This window comes from Vibrio sp. 378, assembly GCF_033339435.1.
In genome coordinates, this window is record NZ_JAWOUO010000001.1 from 171,295 (window position 1) to 189,143 (window position 17,849).

Annotated in this window: 19 protein-coding genes; 6 read left to right on the forward strand and 13 right to left on the reverse strand. The window is 45.1% G+C overall.

Annotation, left to right across the window (positions count from 1 at the left end):
* Positions 1-196 precede the first annotated feature (196 nt).
* The 3 genes from R7Q48_RS00820 to R7Q48_RS00830 all read right to left on the reverse strand — a co-directional run bounded on the left by R7Q48_RS00820 (position 197) and on the right by R7Q48_RS00830 (position 3,113).
* Positions 197-730, reverse strand: a complete 534-nt coding sequence (locus R7Q48_RS00820) for a copper resistance protein NlpE (RefSeq protein ID WP_005373930.1) — start codon at positions 728-730, stop codon at positions 197-199.
* A 261-nt stretch (positions 731-991) separates the two neighbouring features.
* Positions 992-2,221 carry a quaternary amine ABC transporter ATP-binding protein gene (locus R7Q48_RS00825; protein WP_104980425.1) on the reverse strand — a complete coding sequence of 410 codons (1,230 nt, stop codon included), beginning with the start codon at positions 2,219-2,221 and terminating at the stop codon, positions 992-994.
* A complete protein-coding gene (locus R7Q48_RS00830; RefSeq protein WP_005373926.1) occupies positions 2,214-3,113 on the reverse strand; it encodes an ABC transporter permease in 900 nt (299 codons plus the stop codon). Before R7Q48_RS00830 ends, R7Q48_RS00825 begins: the two co-directional genes overlap by 8 nt.
* A gap of 500 nt (positions 3,114-3,613) precedes the next feature.
* On the opposite strand from R7Q48_RS00830, the gene R7Q48_RS00835 reads away from it, so the two are divergent.
* The 3 genes from R7Q48_RS00835 to nqrM are packed head-to-tail and all read left to right on the forward strand — an operon-like array spanning position 3,614 to position 4,612.
* Positions 3,614-3,904: a DUF134 domain-containing protein gene (locus tag R7Q48_RS00835; protein ID WP_005373924.1), complete on the forward strand. Its 291-nt coding sequence runs from the start codon at positions 3,614-3,616 to the stop codon at positions 3,902-3,904.
* A complete protein-coding gene (locus R7Q48_RS00840; protein WP_025577643.1) occupies positions 3,901-4,401 on the forward strand; it encodes a NifB/NifX family molybdenum-iron cluster-binding protein in 501 nt (166 codons plus the stop codon). The genes R7Q48_RS00835 and R7Q48_RS00840 overlap by 4 nt, the downstream gene beginning before the upstream one ends.
* 1 nt (position 4,402) lies before the next feature.
* Positions 4,403-4,612 carry a (Na+)-NQR maturation NqrM gene (gene nqrM, locus R7Q48_RS00845; protein ID WP_017635136.1) on the forward strand — a complete coding sequence of 70 codons (210 nt, stop codon included), beginning with the start codon at positions 4,403-4,405 and terminating at the stop codon, positions 4,610-4,612.
* Here the strand turns inward: nqrM and R7Q48_RS00850 are convergent.
* On the reverse strand, positions 4,590-5,402 hold the full coding sequence (locus R7Q48_RS00850) for an aminoglycoside phosphotransferase family protein (protein WP_262652629.1): 813 nt from the start codon (positions 5,400-5,402) through the stop codon (positions 4,590-4,592). The genes nqrM and R7Q48_RS00850 overlap by 23 nt on opposite strands.
* Positions 5,403-5,590: 188 nt before the next feature.
* Here R7Q48_RS00850 and R7Q48_RS00855 point away from each other — a divergent pair, with 188 nt between their 5' ends.
* Positions 5,591-5,785 (forward strand): hypothetical protein, encoded by a 195-nt coding sequence (locus R7Q48_RS00855; protein ID WP_005373920.1) that lies wholly within the window; start codon positions 5,591-5,593, stop codon positions 5,783-5,785.
* A gap of 75 nt (positions 5,786-5,860) precedes the next feature.
* On the opposite strand, the gene fusA is transcribed toward R7Q48_RS00855, so the two are convergent.
* From fusA to R7Q48_RS00880, 5 genes are all read right to left on the reverse strand, one after another.
* Positions 5,861-7,885, reverse strand: a complete 2,025-nt coding sequence (gene fusA / locus R7Q48_RS00860; protein ID WP_005387204.1) for an elongation factor G — start codon at positions 7,883-7,885, stop codon at positions 5,861-5,863.
* A gap of 293 nt (positions 7,886-8,178) precedes the next feature.
* Positions 8,179-9,171, reverse strand: coding sequence for an N-acetyl-D-Glu racemase DgcA (dgcA, locus tag R7Q48_RS00865; RefSeq protein ID WP_005387202.1), 993 nt, complete (start codon positions 9,169-9,171; stop codon positions 8,179-8,181).
* Positions 9,172-9,221: 50 nt separating this feature from the next.
* Entirely contained in the window at positions 9,222-10,226 is a 1,005-nt protein-coding gene (gene dgcN, locus R7Q48_RS00870) for an N-acetyltransferase DgcN (protein WP_025998657.1), read from the reverse strand.
* 101 nt (positions 10,227-10,327) lie between these two features.
* Positions 10,328-11,209, reverse strand: a complete 882-nt coding sequence (locus R7Q48_RS00875) for a LysR family transcriptional regulator (RefSeq protein WP_005387199.1) — start codon at positions 11,207-11,209, stop codon at positions 10,328-10,330.
* A gap of 154 nt (positions 11,210-11,363) precedes the next feature.
* The gene (locus tag R7Q48_RS00880; protein ID WP_017635140.1) at positions 11,364-12,572 is read right to left on the reverse strand and encodes an MFS transporter; all 1,209 of its coding nucleotides are present in this window, start codon (positions 12,570-12,572) and stop codon (positions 11,364-11,366) included.
* Positions 12,573-12,773: 201 nt separating this feature from the next.
* On the opposite strand from R7Q48_RS00880, the gene soxR reads away from it, so the two are divergent.
* Positions 12,774-13,208 carry a redox-sensitive transcriptional activator SoxR gene (gene soxR, locus R7Q48_RS00885; RefSeq protein ID WP_005373898.1) on the forward strand — a complete coding sequence of 145 codons (435 nt, stop codon included), beginning with the start codon at positions 12,774-12,776 and terminating at the stop codon, positions 13,206-13,208.
* 9 nt (positions 13,209-13,217) lie between these two features.
* On the opposite strand, the gene R7Q48_RS00890 is transcribed toward soxR, so the two are convergent.
* Both R7Q48_RS00890 and R7Q48_RS00895 read right to left on the reverse strand, forming a co-directional pair.
* Positions 13,218-13,613 carry a DUF2391 family protein gene (locus tag R7Q48_RS00890; RefSeq protein WP_005373896.1) on the reverse strand — a complete coding sequence of 132 codons (396 nt, stop codon included), beginning with the start codon at positions 13,611-13,613 and terminating at the stop codon, positions 13,218-13,220.
* Between the two features lie 13 nt (positions 13,614-13,626).
* Entirely contained in the window at positions 13,627-14,472 is an 846-nt protein-coding gene (locus tag R7Q48_RS00895) for a tetratricopeptide repeat protein (RefSeq protein WP_005373890.1), read from the reverse strand.
* 200 nt (positions 14,473-14,672) lie between these two features.
* Here R7Q48_RS00895 and R7Q48_RS00900 point away from each other — a divergent pair, with 200 nt between their 5' ends.
* On the forward strand, positions 14,673-15,143 hold the full coding sequence (locus tag R7Q48_RS00900) for an ASCH domain-containing protein (RefSeq protein ID WP_005373887.1): 471 nt from the start codon (positions 14,673-14,675) through the stop codon (positions 15,141-15,143).
* A 54-nt stretch (positions 15,144-15,197) separates the two neighbouring features.
* Here the strand turns inward: R7Q48_RS00900 and R7Q48_RS00905 are convergent, their stop codons facing one another.
* Positions 15,198-15,785 carry a class I SAM-dependent methyltransferase gene (locus R7Q48_RS00905; protein ID WP_151515788.1) on the reverse strand — a complete coding sequence of 196 codons (588 nt, stop codon included), beginning with the start codon at positions 15,783-15,785 and terminating at the stop codon, positions 15,198-15,200.
* A gap of 92 nt (positions 15,786-15,877) precedes the next feature.
* Positions 15,878-17,395 (reverse strand): phospholipase D family protein, encoded by a 1,518-nt coding sequence (locus R7Q48_RS00910; protein WP_258656537.1) that lies wholly within the window; start codon positions 17,393-17,395, stop codon positions 15,878-15,880.
* Between the last annotated feature and the right edge of the window lie 454 nt (positions 17,396-17,849).

The window sequence follows — 17,849 nt, forward strand, 5'->3', positions numbered from 1 at the left end:
TTTTGAACACTGTACAAAATAACGTTGTAAGCATCTATCGGCAAAGCGTATGGAAATGTAATGAACAATCAGGGTAAGAAGCAGAATGTTGCTTCAGAATAGAAAGGTTGCTGAAATAGCTTTCGTTAAAATAACGAAAAATCCGAGCTGGGGTGGCTCGGATTTGGGGTATTTATCAGGTATTGATACTAACTTCTTACTGTTTCGTTAAGTTGTATAATGGTGCTAGGTCACCCGTTACTTTTTCGCCATTCATGTCTAGCTTCATAAGTACGTTTTCACCAACAAAGTATTGGTTTGGTGCATCTTCATTTGTCAACGTTACGATGCTGCCATTTGCGTCCCAAGTGAATTGACCTTCAGATTTTGATTGACCGTCTTCTTTGTCTTGGTAGCTTTCTTCAAGTACGTAAGTGCCATCTTGATTTAGTGTGATGGTCATATCGATACCAGCACAATCCGCGCAAGGTAGTGTTCCTTTGTAGGTGCCGTTCCAGTCCAGAGCACTTTGTGCGTTGTGTTCAGAGTCTACAAAAGTCTCTTCAGTAATTACTTGTTCTTCTTCTACTGGTAACGTGTCAATTGTCTCAGTCGTAACGTCTGCACTGGTGGTGACTTCAGTTTCCGTTGCCTGAGGTACTTCAACTGCGCTTGTTTCGGCAGGTTTCTCATCTTGACAGCCTGCAAGAATGATTACCGCGCCTGTTAGTGCCAACATTGTCTTTTTCATTTTATCCCTCTTTAAATCAAGATTTTGTATGAGAGTAATAGTAGACATTTATCGAGGATTTGCGTCATCAAAAAGCAATAGAATGATCTAACTATGTCAATAAAACCGGATATGAGCATGAAATTGTCAGGAAAATCAGAACAATGTAAATGTTGCTTTGGGTATCAAGCTTGAGCCCACAGACAAATATCTAAAAAGGGGAGTGGGAGCGAGTTAATTGATAACAGCCCACATTATTGTGAGTTGTATTATCAACATCATCTAAGAAACGTTATTGAAGCTTGAGCGTGAAGTGCCTCGTTTTGTGCTTCGTTGATCAGAAAACAGCTCCGCAATAACCTGACGATTTAATTCGCCTTTCAAATTGCCGTGCTTATCGATGACGGGCAGTGAATATTCACACGACATGACTTCAGTCAGCACTTGCTCAATGGCTAAATGTGGAGAGATGGTAGGCACCTCTTCATAGATATCATCACGCCAATCTGATAGGTGAGTTAACTTCGCTGCGTTTAGCAATCCTTGCTGTGTTATCACGCCTTGATAGCCTGCATTGGTCTCATGGTAGGCATAATCACGTTTAACACGTTTCATTTCACTCAGCGCATCTTCAATGGTTTCAGCGCGAACACAGTACGAAGGTGGCTGCATCAGCGTTTCGACCGTCAGTGCTCGCGCTCTATTGACGTCTTTTACAAAGGCTTCAACGTACTCATCGGCAGGATGCAGTAAGATTTCGTCCGGTGAACCTTGTTGGACAAGTTCACCGTCTTTAAGTATCGCGATGCGATCGCCAAGTCGAAGCGCTTCATCTAAATCATGAGTAATGAAAATAATGGTTTTGTGCAGCTTCTGTTGCAGCTCTACCAACTGATCTTGCATTTCGCTCCGAATCAGAGGGTCCAATGCTGAGAAAGCCTCGTCCATCAACAGTATTTCGGCGTCGGTAGCCAGTGCCCGTGCAAGGCCCACACGCTGTTGCTGTCCACCCGATAGTTGAGCAGGATACTGGTGCTCATAACCCGTCAGTCCAACGGTTTCTAACCATTCATTTGCTTTTTCTAAGCGCGCCTCTTTATTTATTCCCTGAACTTCTAAACCATATGCGATGTTGTCGATAACAGTGCGATGAGGCAGCAAGCCAAAGCGTTGGAACACCATAGACATCTTGTGACGGCGAAACTGTTCAAGCTCTTTGTTAGAAAGTTGCATGACATCCACCCCTTCTACCAAAATCTGCCCCATGGTTGGATCGATTAATCGGTTGAAGTGGCGAATCATGGTGGATTTTCCAGAACCGGATAATCCCATAATGACAAAAATTTCACCCTTTTGAATTTGCAGGTTGATGTCTTTTAGTCCGACCGTGTGGCCCGTTTCCGCTAAAACCTGCTCTTTACTATGTCCCAACTTAACGCGCTCAATCACGCTATTGGGTTTGGGGCCGAAGATTTTATACAGACCGCTGATTTCGATAAGTGGACTAGTCATGTTTTGAGTCTCCTAAATGAGCTTGAGTGCGTTTCGCATACGCTTGTGAAGCACGGTCAAAAAGGATTGCTAGGGCGACAATTGCTAAACCATTGAGAAGACCAAGAGTGAAATATTGATTGGTAATAGACTTTAGAACAGGCTGACCTAAACCTTTTACCCCAATCATTGATGCGATGACCACCATTGACAGTGCCATCATGATCGTTTGGTTAATTCCCGCCATGATGGTTGGCATTGCAAGCGGAAGCTGAACCCCAAAAAGCCGTTGCCGAGTGCTGGCACCAAATGCGGTTGCGGCTTCCAATACTTCTTTATCAACTAGACGAATGCCCAAATTGGTTAAACGAATAACTGGTGGAATCGCGTAGATCACTACTGCGATAAGGCCAGGAATTTTCCCAATGCCCAATAACATCACAACTGGAATGAGATACACAAATGCCGGCATGGTCTGCATGACGTCGAGTAATGGTGTTACCACCGACTGAATGCGATTAGAGCGCGCCATAGCGATGCCGATAGGGATACCAAGTGCGATGGCAAGCATAGTACATACAGTGATGATACTGAGCGTACGCATAGTGTCTTCCCACATTCCAAAATAGCCAATCAGAATCAGCGAACCAAAACATGCAGCGGCCAGTTTCCAAGAGCGGCTGGCGGCATAAACGAGAGTGGTGCAGACACCTAAAATAATGAACCAAGGTGTAGAAATCAGAAGTTTTTCAAACCAGACAAGAAACGCAAGGAGTGGATCAAACAGAGACTCAATGAGTTCACCATACTCGCGAGAGAAATCTCTGTAGGCGCCGTCGAGTGTTTTGCGAATCGCCCTGAGATCAGAGGCATCCATTTCCGGGAATTCGCTGAGCCAATTTGAGTCAGACATATGTACTTCCTTTTTCTGATATACCTAAGCGCTTTCAAGAAACTTAATTTGGCAAGAAGAGTAGGGCACCTAGGCCAAGTAATGTTCGTTCGACAGGTTCTGTATCGAACGTATTACCCTTTAAGCTCAGGCCAATGTCGTCAAACTTCTCTTTTTCGTTCCTTAGGTATACATCCTTTTAAATAAAACAATCATTAGTGTTCAAACTAATGATTTGCTTGGATTATAGTTTTTCTTCTTCAATAAAATGAACACATTAGCGTGTATTTGTATGAAAAATCTGCGCAAACTAACGTTTTTATTATCCGGTTAATTAGAATTGATCTTTTTGTTCGTTTGTCATCAAAATTCCTAAATTATTAGATGTCTAATTAATGCTGATGTATTACGTATTTGTCGTGTTGATTTTTGCAAACTTAGTTTATTGGCATATGCTAAAAATGTTATTGGCATATGCCAGTTTAAGGCGTAATTTGACTCTGTGTTTTTGAGGGACAATGATGGCAAGACCAAAGATAGAAAGACGAATATGCGGACGTGCGGCTCACCACTGCTTTAAGCCCAATGGCATTCCATTTAATCAGTTGGAGCAAGTCGCCATATTACCAGAAGAGTTAGAAGCGCTACGTTTAGCCGACTTAGAGGGGCTTAGCCAGCAGCAAGCTGCGGAGCAGATGGGCGTTTCTAGACAAACTTTTGGTAACACAGTAAAAAGTGCAAGATTGAAAGTCGCAAAAAGTTTAGTTGAAGGTCATGCATTAGTTTTTCCGAATGAGGAGTCAAACTTATGATTTATGCTATTCCTAATGATGGTGAGCGGGTGGCAAACCACTTTGTAAAAGCACCATACATTGCTATTTATTCTGATACTGACGGTATGCTAAAAAACTTAGCGAACATTGCTTCTATGCCACAAGCGGGTTGTAATGCGAAGTCTCAGTTGATTCAGTCTCTACAAGGGTACAATGTGGATGCTGTTCTTGTGCGAAATATCGGTGAACGTGTATTGGCAAAGCTACTTAGCAGTGGCACGCCAGTATTTAGGCTGTCTACTCGTAGTTCATTAGAAGATGTGCTTGCGGTTCCAAGAGAGCCTTTGATTGAGCCCTCTCAAGGACGCCCATCAAACAATCATAAGAAAAGTGTTCACAAACAAAAAGGTGGCTGCGGCTCCTGTGGTGGCCCAAAATCAAAACCCTCCTTGTTGGCAAGACCTAAAGCGCTACTCAAAGCGACATCTAGCCCTGCTATACTTAAGCTAGAGTCGATGGCTAATAAGGCAGGTTAATATGGTTTGGTTATTTACCTTTCTTGGTTTTCTCGCAATCATTTTGTTGATGTCACTTGGCGTCATTTTTCATAACAAGCGTATTCAAGGAAGTTGCGGCGGTTTAAACAACGTCGGTGTTGATAAAGTATGCAACTGCGAAACCTCATGCGCAGAACCTGAAAGGCGTTTATATCAAATCTCAGAGCCTAACTCATCACCTGAGCGCTAAGGCTTTTGGCCCATTGCGGCAAGGTTTGCCGAAACCAGTCCAAATACTTGCTGGTCTGCGGATTCTCTCTGGAGACCAGTATGTTGACTACCTCGACAACGATCCACGCTTTTGCTAGTCCGATATCGCGCGCCAATTCTGTTGTTTCACCTTTCTCTGCGCACTTTATATATTTGTCTGCTACGTTCAAGTAATCATCAAATGTGCCCATGCCCTCGATGAGCGGCGCTAAATCTATCGCGACATGCCCTGTAGAAAAGCGCTCCCAGTCGAACAGCACCAGCTCGCCATTTTGGCGCTGTCCCCAGTTTCCAGCATTCGAGTCTCCGGAGATCAAGTTCTGTCCATCGAAAAGATGCGCCGATCGTTGTTGGAGGTTGTGGAAGAACTGCTCTGTCTCTGAGCCCAGTTCAAGTGTAGCGAGTGCTTGTTGAGTCGCTTGTGGTGTCCACTGGTGGCGGTGATAAACACCATCTGATGTTGGTGGAAGTTGGTGCAGTTTGACGAGTTGTTCAATGACTCGAGGATCTTCAAGTAAGAATGCTTGCTCGACTGCGTGGGGAACGTATTCAATGTACAGAACGTTTTTCTGGTCGTCGAGTTGAATCAAGCGCGGTACGTGTATTCCAAGCGCGTTAAACTGCTCGGCATAGCGTTGATAAAACGCCACTTCTATTTGAGTAGGGTTACGTTTTTCTATTACTTGGACTCCATCTTTTTCGATGAGAAAAACTTTTGCACTGCCCATTTGGTTGAGTTCTTGTTGTGACACCGGACTTCCTGTCTTCATGTAGAGAGAGCTCACCTTAATCGCTGCACTCACGTTTTCCAATAGCCACGACAAAGTGCCTCAAAAATATTAAATGCAACTGTTTAAATATGATTTTGCTGTGAGTGTCTGAATTTTACACAGTTTCGCCTGTACTCCGATAAATTCGTTCTACGCTTACTATTCGTCTTAATAAAGGAGAACCAAAAATGGCTGTAATGAAGCAGGATATTCCAAATCGTGTAACGGTTTACCATGACAATATCGATCAAGAACAAGAGCTGAAAAATGCGATGCTGCCAGAGAAACCGCGCTACTTTAACGGTGCTCCGACTTACAAAGCGAACAGCATCGAAGAGTTTGAAAGCAAAATCAGTCAGATAGGTTTGTCTCTCGATAAATAATTTTTCTTTTACCTAAAAGCGCCTTCAAAATGAGGGCGCTTTTTTGTTTATGTGATTGATTTGAATCTTAGGGAATTAACCTTGTTGTGTACTGCCTTGGCAGACCTGTTTTTGCACTGCTGGTGGCGCAGGCTCGTAATGGCTTAAGGTCATACTAAAGCTGCCTTCACCACCAGTGATAGAGCGTAATCGACGAGCGTAATCTTGCAGCTCGTTTACAGGTGACTTGGCTCTGAGTAAGGTGAAGCTGCTGTCGATTGGCTCGGAGCCTTCGATTAAGCCTCGGTTGCCAGATAAATCACCAGAAACATCGCCAACATTCGCGGTTGGGATGTGCAGTTCCATCTGGACAATGGGTTCTAGCACAATAGGATCGGCGTTGTTAATAGCATCTAAAAAGGCTTTCTTACCTGCGATGACAAACGCAATTTCTTTCGAATCGACGGAGTGATATTTACCGTCATAAACGGTGACTTCCACATCCTTAATTGGGTTGCCAGAAATCGCGCCTTCCTCTAACGCTTGCAAAATACCTTTTTCAACAGCAGGAATGAGCGCGGTTGGGATGGCGCCACCCACCACTTTGTTGATGAACTTAAATCCGGCACCACGTTCGAGTGGACGAACCTTCAATTGCACTTCACCAAACTGGCCTGCACCGCCACTTTGTTTTTTGTGTCGATAATGCCCTTCGGCAGGTTTGGTGATGGTTTCAAAGTATTCGACGCTTGGTTGGCAGGTTTCGACGTCCAGTTTGTACACGTTCGCCATCTTTTCTAATGCGACTTTGAGGTGAAACTCCCCTTGGCCGCTGATGATGGTTTCGTTGGTGCGAGCGCGATGTTCGATGCGCAGCGAAGGATCTTCACTGGCAATTTTATTCAGCACATCTCCTAATTTTTGCTCATCTCCACGCTTAAGAGGCTTCAAGCACAAAGAATACATGGAGTCAGGAAGGTCCAACGTTTTGAGTTGAACTCCATCTTCTTCGTGAGAGTCATGAACGATTGAATCGAATTCGAGATCATCCACTTTGGCTAAAACGCAGAAGTCGCCTGCAAGCGCGCGAGGGATCTCGGTTCTATCTTTGCCCTGCAGTTGATATAAGTGCCCAACTTTAAATGCCTTGTTGCTTTCGCCAATATAAAGCTGGCTGCCCGCATTGATTTCACCCTGATACACACGTAAGTAGGCAAGTTTTCCCATATATGGGTCGACGCTGACTTTGTACACGTGTGCGACGGTGTGCTCTAAGGTTTCGCAATTTACTTTGATTTTTTTGCCGTTCTTTTCCAGTAGAGGAGGGTTACCCTCGTTTGGCATGGGCATGATCTCCGCCAAGGTGCGCAGCAGCAACTCGACGCCCGCGCCGGTTTGTGCTGAGACAAAACAGACCGGAATCACATGTCCAGTTCTCAGTGCTTCTTCAAACGGATCATGCAGTTGCTCTGCGGTGAGTTCGGAGCCTTGTTCCAGATACAGTTCCATCAGTTCTTCATCGACTTCGATGACTTGGTCAATTAAGGTCTCATGAGCTTCATCTACCGTTGCAAGTAAGGTTTCTCGTCCCAATTCTGGTTCGAAATAGCAGTCAACTACAGATTCCCCGTCAGCCGAAGGTAAGTTGATCGGCAAGCAGTGGTCCCCAAAATGCTCAACGATGTTCTCCATCAATCTTTCTAACTGATTACCGTGGTTATCGAGCTTATTGATGATGATCATCTGACATTTTTGCTGCTCTTTAGCAAAGGTGAATAAGCGATCGGAAGTTTGGTTAAGTGGGGTTTGAGGGTCGATGACAAGGGCAGATGTTTCAACGGCAGGAAAAACGCTGATAGTACGGCCAAGTAACTCGTTTTGTCCCGGAGTGTCGATGATATTGAGCCGGTGTTTATTCCAGCGCAGTGCGACTGGCGTTGCTTCAATACTGTGTTGATATTGGATGGATTGAGGGTCGAAGTCGGTAACGGTATCGCCTTTTTCTACGCTGCCTAAATGGTGCGTGGCATCGCAGGTGAAGAGCAGTTTTTCTATTAGCGTGGTTTTACCGGTCCCGGTTTGGCCGACAAAAGCGATATTGCGTATTTTGTTGATAGGCATAGAGCCTCCTTGCAAGATGGCGTGAAAAACCTACGAATTGCTAGGAAGTGGGTTGCTATAGAAACCCACGCACTGCATTGGAGTAGGGCGGGATTACCGCCTATTCGTCTTCCATGTCATTTTTCGGATGACTCGATGCATAAGACCACCTTCTTGGACCACTGTAATCTTAGCATGCCGTAATAACCGTATAATTTATGTGACTTATTTCATGATGGGGCTGATTGTTTTTTAATCGAGATCATAAACTCAGAGGTTCTGACTTTTGGAGCAAAACCTCTGGATTGTTTAGGCTATTTGGAAAGAACGATTTCGCCGTCGCGATAAACCAAGCTTGGCGTTACATCTTGTCCGAGCAGCACCGGGCCATCAAGATCGACAACGCTTGCCTGAGCAGCAATGGGTAAGGCAGCACGCATCGCAAGCGACGTCCCCAACATACAACCGGACATGAGGCTAAAACCGAGTTTTTGGGCGTCGTCGGCTAATAATAGTGCTTCAGTGAGCCCGCCAGTTTTATCTAGCTTAATATTCACCATTTCATATTTGCCAACCAACTGATGCAATTGCTCTCTGGTGTGACAACTTTCATCGGCGCAAAGTGGAATGGGGTGCGGAATGCTGGCGAGTACGTCATCGCAGTCTTGTGGCAACGGTTGTTCGATCATGGTGATGTCTAGCGGTTCGAGTTGAGCAAATACCGTCGCGAGGTCGAGGTTTTGCCACGCTTCATTCGCATCTAAGACAATTTGTGCGTGCGGCGCGGCATCGCGTACTGCTGCAACGCGCTCAATCACGTTTTCACCATCCAGTTTTACCTTAAGCAGTTTTGCGCCTTGGCTAAGGTAAGTTTGTGCCTGTTTTGCCATCGCTTGCGGCTTGTCGATAGAAACCGTCATCGCCGTCACAATCGCCTCGGGTAACGTAAAGAGGTCGTGAACCTGCTGCTTTTGGCTCAAAAGCGCGTGAAGATGCCAAAGGGCGCAATCCAATGCATTTCTTGCCGCCCCCGCGGGCAATAACGATTGAAGCAGGCTTTTGAGAACCATGACATCAGCTTCGCCTTTGGCATACAAACTTTGCAGTTCATGCGAGGCGTGAGAAATCGCCTTAATTACCGATTCAACCGATTCACCATAACGTGGGTATGGTGTGCATTCTCCTTGGGCTGTCATGCCTCGATGTTCAATTGTCACGCGGACTACGTGGCACTCTGTCCGACTGCCGCGAGAGATGCGAAATGGTGTCGCCATGGCAAGCGTGACAGGTTCTACATGAATTTTCATCTCACTAGTTTTCCCTAAACCGCAGTTATTTTCTAAACCGTAAATGTTTCTTAAATCGTAAGGAGCCTATCTGCAACCGCATCAACGCCAAAACGCACAGGGTCGGTGACGGGCACCTGGTATTTGTCGCTCCAATCCTGGCATAACTGGGCTGCATCTTCTTCGCTGATCGCCGAAGTGTTCAAGCAAATACCCACTAATTGAGCGTTTGGATTTGTTAGGCGAGCAGCGGCCAGATTCGCTTCTATCGTTTGTTCAATGGTTGGTAAGTTCGCATGTGGTAAGTTGCGGATGTGCGGGCGACCAATCTCATGGCACAGTATCAGAGCGTCAGCTTGTGCGCCGTGAAGTAAGCCCAAACTTACGCCAGCAAATGAAGGGTTAAACAATGAACCTTGCCCTTCGATGATGTCCCAATCGTGATCGGTGAACTCAGGGCTGATCGCTTCTACTGCGCCGGAGATAAAATCGGCAACTACAGCATCAATCGAAATGCCACTGCCTGCGATGAGAATTCCGGTTTGACCCGTTGCTTTGAACTCTGCACGACAGTTTTTACGCTTCAATGCATGCTCAATGGCAAGGGCAGAGTACATTTTTCCAACGGAGCAATCTGTCCCTACAGTAAGTACTCGCTTGCCTGCGCGAGCTTTGCCATTGCCGACCTTGAGCGGGGCATCATAATGGCGAACATCATACAGTTTGGTTAATCCGCGTTGTTCTAGATCGGCAAGAGGAGAAAGTTCCGCCAAACGTTGGTGCATGCCCGATGCAATTTCAAATCCCATCTCTGCCGCTTCAAGTAAGGTTGCTTGCCAAGCTTCGGGAATGACGCCTCCTGGATTTGCAGTGCCAAGCACCAGCGTTTTTGCTCCTTGCTGCTGCGCTTGTTGTAGTGTCATGTCGGTTAAACTAAGCGATACGGTTTCTGGCGTCAGGCGGATTTGGCCAAGACAAATCTCAGGTCGCCATTGATATATGCCACGCGCGGTTTTTGCTGCGAGTGGATCGGTTACATCGCCAAGAAAAAGTAGGTAAGGTTGAGCAATTTGCATGATGGTTCCCTTCGTCATCGTTATTGCTCATTAATGTAGCCAGACTGATTTAGGAAACCGAATGCTTATTTGTTAGGCAGGTATAACTTCAGGTTATACCTTTAAACCATCTGTTGTTTTAGGGCGGTGATAAATTGCTTTGTCGCAATGGATTGAGGTGTGTGCTCTGCGAATAAAATAGAGACAGAGAAGGACATATTTGGCTCCAAAGCATGCACGGAAACGGCATTATCTTGGCGATATTGTTTTGCAGTCCAAGGGTCTACAATCGCGAATCCTGCTTCGTTTTTCACCAGTTCAGCCGCCGCGGAGTAGCTGCGGACGGTAATGGCATGTTGATAATGCTCGTCACGCGCTGATAAGGTTTGATGCAGCAATAAGCCCAGAGGGTCTCGGCTATCTAAACCGATAATGGGTAAATCGTGACTGATGAGTTCTTCTAAAATGACGGTTTTTTCTGCGGGTATCGCTGCGCTTTTAGGAGCGATCAGTGCTAAGTTTTCTTTCAATAACACGTGCCCCATGATCGCTGGTGGTGTTTCTTCACCGAACGCAATGGCGACATCCAGTTCATGTTTCAGTAATCCTGAGCACAGCTCATCGCGATTGGCCGTTAAGAGCTCAAAGGAGATGCTGTGCTCTTTCGACAACAACGCGACAGTCGGCGCTAACAAGTGTGCGGCCAAAACAGGCGGAGCACCAACTCGTAAATGTTGAGTTCCCTGTTTGACTTTGTTGGTCAGAGAGCGAAATTGTCCGAGTTGTTGATAGACTTTTTCAGCCTCTGGCAATAAGGCTTTGGCTTCTTGAGTGGGAACGAGGCGACCTTTTACACGCTCAAATAAAGCGAAGCTCAGTTGTTGTTCTGTATGGGCGAGAACTCGAGTGACATTAGGTTGGGAAACGTGTAGTAAGCGAGCCGCACCAGACACCGTTCCTGCTTGCATAATGGCGTAAAAGACTTCCAATTGTCTTAAGTTCACTGCGAATTCCTTCTGCTCATGTTGGTCACCTCAGAATACCCAACCTTGCTGATAAGCGATAGAGGTAAAAGTGCTGGCGTAAAAAATAGGAAGACGATGTTGGTTGCCTTCCTATCTCGCTTTTTCAATTTCTCAACTTCTCAATTTCTATGCTTCACTTTGCTGCTGCATGAAGGGGCAGGTCGTTAAACGGCTCGACGTCTCGACTGAGTAATCCCATCAAAATCACTGCTAACACCATGACAGCAGCTGCGATTGCAAAACCGTATTGTGTTAGTTCGTAATGACTCAACATTGCAATCAGGACGTAACTGAGAGATTGAATGGTGGTGGCAAACATGCTGATGCCGCCATCGACGCGACCTCGTTGATGAACCGCTACGGTGTGATGCATCCAGTTGACTCTCGCAATGCGATTTAGCGCGTTAAATACGCCAAACAGCGCCGTAAACAATAAGATGGTCAGCGGGCTCATCGCAAAACTCATCCCGATAAGCGCAAAAGAGACCATAACCATCGAAGCGAACATAATGTGGCTATGGGAGGCACGGCTTAGCACTTTGGTGACAATAAAGCCGGTTAGCAACGAGCCGAGGCCAAAACTGATGTTGAACCCTGCAAACCAATCGCCAGAGATGCCTTGTTCAGAAAACCAAATCGGCACCAGTTTGCTCAAATACGTCAATGCAGGATAAGAGAGGCAAGAGAGCAGAATAAAGCCATAAAATCGAGGTTCGAGACGGAATATTTGTTTGCTCTCTTTGAGTTGCGCGATGAAAGCAACGGATTTTGATGCCCTTAATTGTTGGGTATAAGGCGTCAGAATATAGAACATCGCTGCTAACGCAGAGGCGCTGGCCGCAAACAAAGCAAACTCTTTCATACCCCACATTTCAAGCAAAACAATACCCAACGCGCCAGCTCCGAGGGTTGTGGATTGCATTACAATTTCTTGCTGACCCGAAATTTTCGCATACTCATGGTGCTGATAATTTTCTTGGGTGAAAGCGTTGTTGGTCGTCCATGCAAAATTACTCGAAACCCAATACACCAATTGCGCAAAAGCCAGCAACCAGTGTGACTCAAACCCTAACCAATAAGCAATGAACACCACCAAAGCCATACCCGATTGAATCCATTGATTGAGCACGAGTAGTACTTTGCGTGAATGTCGGTCAATTAAAGTGGAAAAGAAAGGCGTAGCCAGAAAAGAAATCGCGGTGCAGCTCAGAGAAACTAAAGCGACGAATGTACCCATGTTAGGTTCGGAAAGCATGACCCATGGCAGCGCCATCATGAATAAGCCAGAGGAGATACTGTCGAAGAAGCGGCCAGCTAAGTACGGCTGAGTTTTATTTTTCATTATGTTTGCCTCTAACTCCCGATGTATTTCAAAAGGTTGATGTCCAACTGTCTTGTGTTTAACAACCAAGTCGTTCGCGCTGAACACATTATCTTGAGCTCGCCGGGGTTTAGCGTTAATTAAGATGGTGCAACTTTAAAACCTTAAGTAAACTTGAGGTAAAGCGTTTTTTTAACAAAATTGATATACAGGGAGTCAAGGATGGAAATCAGCGTAGGAGAAGTGGCAAAACGTTCTGGAGTGAAAGTATCTGCCCTACATTTTTACGAGCAAAAAGGACTGATTTCGAGCTGGAGAAATCAAGGTAATCAGCGTCGCTACCATCGCAGTGTGTTGCGCCGTGTTGCGGTGATCAAAGCAGCGCAGCAAGTTGGGTTGTCGTTAGAAGAAATTAAACATGCGTTAGATGAACTGCCGAAACACCAAGCCCCTAACAAAGCGCAATGGGAAGAAATGGCAAGCCATTGGCATGAACAGTTAGAACAAAAGATTCAAAAACTTAAAGCGTTGCAAAACGATTTAGGAGGATGCATTGGCTGCGGGTGCTTGTCGTTAGAAACCTGCGCACTGCGAAACCCAGAAGATGTATTAGGGAAAGACCACTCGGGGTCGAACTTAACGTTAGAAGAAGAGTAGCGATTATCTCTATTCTTTGTCGAAACTGTCGACTACGATCGCGCCCATCGAAGCAGGCATTGTGATGACGATAACGCGCTTTATCGCAACCAAAGGCTCATTCATGAGTGGCAGCTTATCAAGACAGAAAAGAACTAACGCTACCACAACGGCCGCAATGAGGTACGCGATAACCACACGAAAAATAAAGATGGATACGCGATTCTTGATGTGGCTTTGAAACACGCTTTGATACGCGAAAAAACTGAGGAAAATGACAGAAAGACTTAACAGCATGAGCAAGTTTGCCATTGGTAGGCTCTCACCCAATCGCCACGCTTCCTCCGAAAATGAGATCGGGACTGCTAGGGCAAAAGCGCCAACCAATACTTGGCTAGCGTCTTCTAGATTAAAGTGGCTGCTCATGCTGTTTATTCCATTATTCGCTTGCTAGATGTAAGAGCTTTTCAAAACGCTCATTACCGTGCAGCAATTCGAGGTCTCGTTCTTCGGCAAGTAAATCACGAATGGATGGGCTGTATTCAATTGCGCGTTCCAAGTCTTCAATAGCTTGCTCTTCGATACCAAGGCGAGAGTATGCACACGCGCGTTGATACAGTGCAGGGCCGTTGGTGTAATCGACTTCAAGTACGCGGTTACAAATGCTAAGTGCCCAATGGTATTCGTTGATTTCCATCGCTGCGTCGGCTTTGTACGTCAACGCTTCTAAATCACCTGGACGAATTAACAAGATTTCATCATAGATTTCGATACGTTGCTCTGGAGTTTGAGAGCTTTGTGCACGTAGCCATAAGTTATGGATCTCGTTGATTTTCTCAATTTCTTTGTTGTTTTCACTGATAATGCGAGTTTTGCGTTTTAAATCTCGCTCAAGGGCGACAAACTTTTTCTCGTATTCTTGGGCGATCTTCTCCAATCGTTTATCAGCCATCTCTTTGGTGTTGTGTTTAAACTCACGCAGAGATTGCCATCCGACAAAGGCAATCAGCGATGCGACACCAGCAATGATGTAGAAGAAGTATGTAACGGTCACGTTGGCATAGTTCAACGATTTATCTGCGACCGTTAGCTCGCGATCGGTGATCTCTGTGATCATTCGCTTTTCTAGGCTTTGATAGTCCTGACGCAGCGCTTTTAGTTCATCTAAAATATAGCGTTCCATTAATGGTCTATCTAACAGATCCGATTCTGAATACTTTTCCTCCGATGCCATTGTTGGCAAGGCAAGTATCAGCGAGAAAAAAATACCAATAAATAAGCGCATATAACGTCCTTTCACGAGAAGAGTACAGATAGACCATGCAACAATAGCAAATAGCACAAACGTTTAGCAAAGTTATTACAAAAGAAATAACAGTCGTCTACGTAGAAGTCATATTCTTGTTGTTTTTCAGCTTGTTCCTGGTGGTTATTTGTTGTGATATCTTTTATCCTCCTTGCGAATTTATGATTAATGGAGTGAGCATGGACGCGCGAGCTAAGGATTACTTAGAACAATTCCTAGAACTATTATCACCAGAACAAAGGGAAGCTGTACCATCAGTCAGTGCTGACTATTATTGTGCCGATGAATACAACGCGAATGTATGCGCAGATTTGGTTCGTATTGGACAGAAAACTGCATCGTGCAGTTTGGAGCTTTGGTATCGAGAACATGGTGAAACCATGCCCCAAGTCGGTCATTTACAAGTAGTGACGAATTGGGATGGGGACCCGGTTTGCGTGATACGAATTACTGACGTAAGTACATGCAAATATGAGGATGTAACCGCAGAGTTTGCCTTCGCAGAAGGCGAAGGTGATAGAACCTTAAACTGGTGGCGTGATGCTCATACTGCATTTTTTAAAGCTGAATGCGATGAGTTGAACATCGATTGGCATGAGAAACGTACGCTGGTTTTAGAGCGTTTTGAAGTGGTGTATCCCGTCAATTAATCTCTGATAGCAGCACTGATTTGAAGTGCTGCTTTCTTTATTGAGAGACCATTTTTAGCGCTTTCGAGCGGTCACACTAAACATATGCCAATGTTTTTGGCTTCCTACTACAGTGGTCCCGTCTTCATCTCTTTCATGCAATGAAATGAGGTCGTAACCCTCGAATAAGCTTTCCACTTCCTTTTTTGTTAATGCGGTAATGTTTGGATGCATTTCGGAGGTAACCCACGAGTCTTTCACTCCCAAGAAATCGCCGCAGAAGATACCGCCCGGTTGTAATGCGCTGTCTATTTTTGTCCAGACTTGTTTGAAGCCTGTGTCAGGGCAAAAGAACAAACTGGCATTTGCGATAACCAAGCTGCACTGAGGGTAATTAAATTCAGTAAAACAGCACTGCGAAACTGAAAATCGCTTATTACCTTCAAAGCGTGTTAAACAAGTTTTTACTGCATCTTTATTGCTATCACATGCGTGAACCTTAAATCCCTGTTCGAGGAGAAAGTGGCTGTCTCGACCTATTCCGCAGCCAATATCGAGAGCGACTTTGCCTTCTATCTTAAGTCGGTTTACGGCATTCTCCACGTTTGGGCGGTGAGGTTGGCTTAAAATTTTCTGATAGTATTCATTCCATTGCGCTGGCATTGAACTTCCTTATGTTGGTTGTGCCCCCCAGCCCCAAAACTAGCGTCCATTTTGTTTCGCTTTACTGGGTAGGTTTGCAGTATTGGCAACTGTTATAGCTGATCTTCAATTGGTAATATTCCGGAGAACCAAGCACCCATTTTTCGCCATACTCCTGCTTCTGGTTCGGACTTGTATTCTTCGCCTGTTTTTACGTCGGTCCAGACAATGTCCCCGTCGCGCAGAGTTAAGGCATAGGCGTTACTCGACAGTTGACTCGGCAGTTGTTCTAGAAACATTTGCACATATTCTGGCTGTTCGATAACAACGGCCATTTCGGTATTCAAAGCGGCCGAACGTGGGTCCCAGTTCATCGAACCAACGAAAAGTGTTTTGTTATCAATCGTCATTGCTTTAGCGTGTAAACTTGCTCTGCTACTCCCCGTGAGGCTCCACTTACTTTTGAGTTTCGCGCTCGCTTTTACTTCCCAAAGCTTTATTCCAGCTTCGAGTAATTCTTTTCGATATTTTGCGTACCAACCATGCACGGCAAACACATCGTTAGACGCGAGGCTATTGGTCACAATCGTGATATCAACGCCTCGCTTGGCCGCGTTACTTAATGCTTGAGTACCTACTTCAGTTGGAACGAAATAGGGAGAGATGAGTACAAATGAATCCTCAACACTTTTAACCAGTTCCGACAAATTATCAATAAGTTGGCTCTCTCGGGTTGCGACTTTATCGGGCAGATCAAACCATACTTTCGCTTCTCCCCAGTAGAGCTTGAGTTTGCCTTGTTTTAGATCTTGGTACATATCCAGTTGTGTGAAGTCATAGCGGCCGGTTGAAAACTTTTCCTCTAACCGGAGTTTATTGACCTGCTTTTGAATCGCTTGGTCGGTAATTTGCTGTGAATTCGGTGTAATCCATTCCATTGGTATCGCATAGGCGCTATTCCAGTAGAGGTCGAACTGATCGGCAGTTTGTTGTACCGCCTCACCATAGAGCAGAAGATCAAAATCACCAAACTCAACTTGCGATTCAAAAGAGAAGTATTCATTGCCGATATTTCTACCACCGACAATAGCGGAAACACTGTCTGCAATCAGAGACTTATTGTGCATACGACGATTAAGGCGTTCAAAATCGCTAGCAAGAGCGAACCAACGGGAGTCGCGATACTGATGCGGGTTAAATAAGCGGATTTCTATATTAGGATGTGCATTGAGGGCAGCCATCACATCGTCGTTTCGCTTTTGCATATCGTCAAGCAACAGCCTTACTCGAACACCACGCTTTGCCGCTTCATACAAGCGCCACGTTATTAGCTGACTCGTTTCGTCACCGCGGTAAATATAGTATTGAAGATCAAGGCTTTTCTGGGCGGACTCGATCAAAGAGGTTCGAGCAAGAAGGGCATCGTGTCCCTGATTTAACGGTGCAAAGCCAGTTATGGACTTGGGGTCTCTCCCGTAAGCTTCAAAGTACTGCGCAAGAACAGAATCCTTTTGATAACCGAGCTGAAAGCTGGTGGACTTTTCACTGGCGTCATTCAACGATACGGATGAGCATGCCGATAAAATAGTGAGCAGCGAGGGGAAGAGCAACTTGGCGAGCGTTTGTAACAAAGCACATTTCCTTGTCTTACAGAGTGTTACCTACTCCAAATTATAGACTTAAGCTGACGCCACATGCACCCAGAACTGTTTGATAACAAGCGATTAATCAATGAATTGCCATAGAACCTGCACTAAGTTCAACTTTTAGAGCGCAGATAATCATTTATTTTAATTATCATTATGGCCGTATTGGTCATAATCACTAATATCTGGTGATTATGACCAATAGCACACTGGACAAAATAATGATTTTTATATAACCATATGATTTTTAATAAATAAATGCTTGGCATGTCATTTGCTTTTTAGAATAAAAGTTAAGTCAGAGCAACTTGCGCAGTTGGTTAATTTTTTGTTAATTTTATTAACTTTGAATTGGCAATAACTATCTAGTTTGCTGCTTAAAAGACTAGGCAAGCGCCGCTTTGATGTTTATTCAAATTCAATTCTCTCACCACCATGC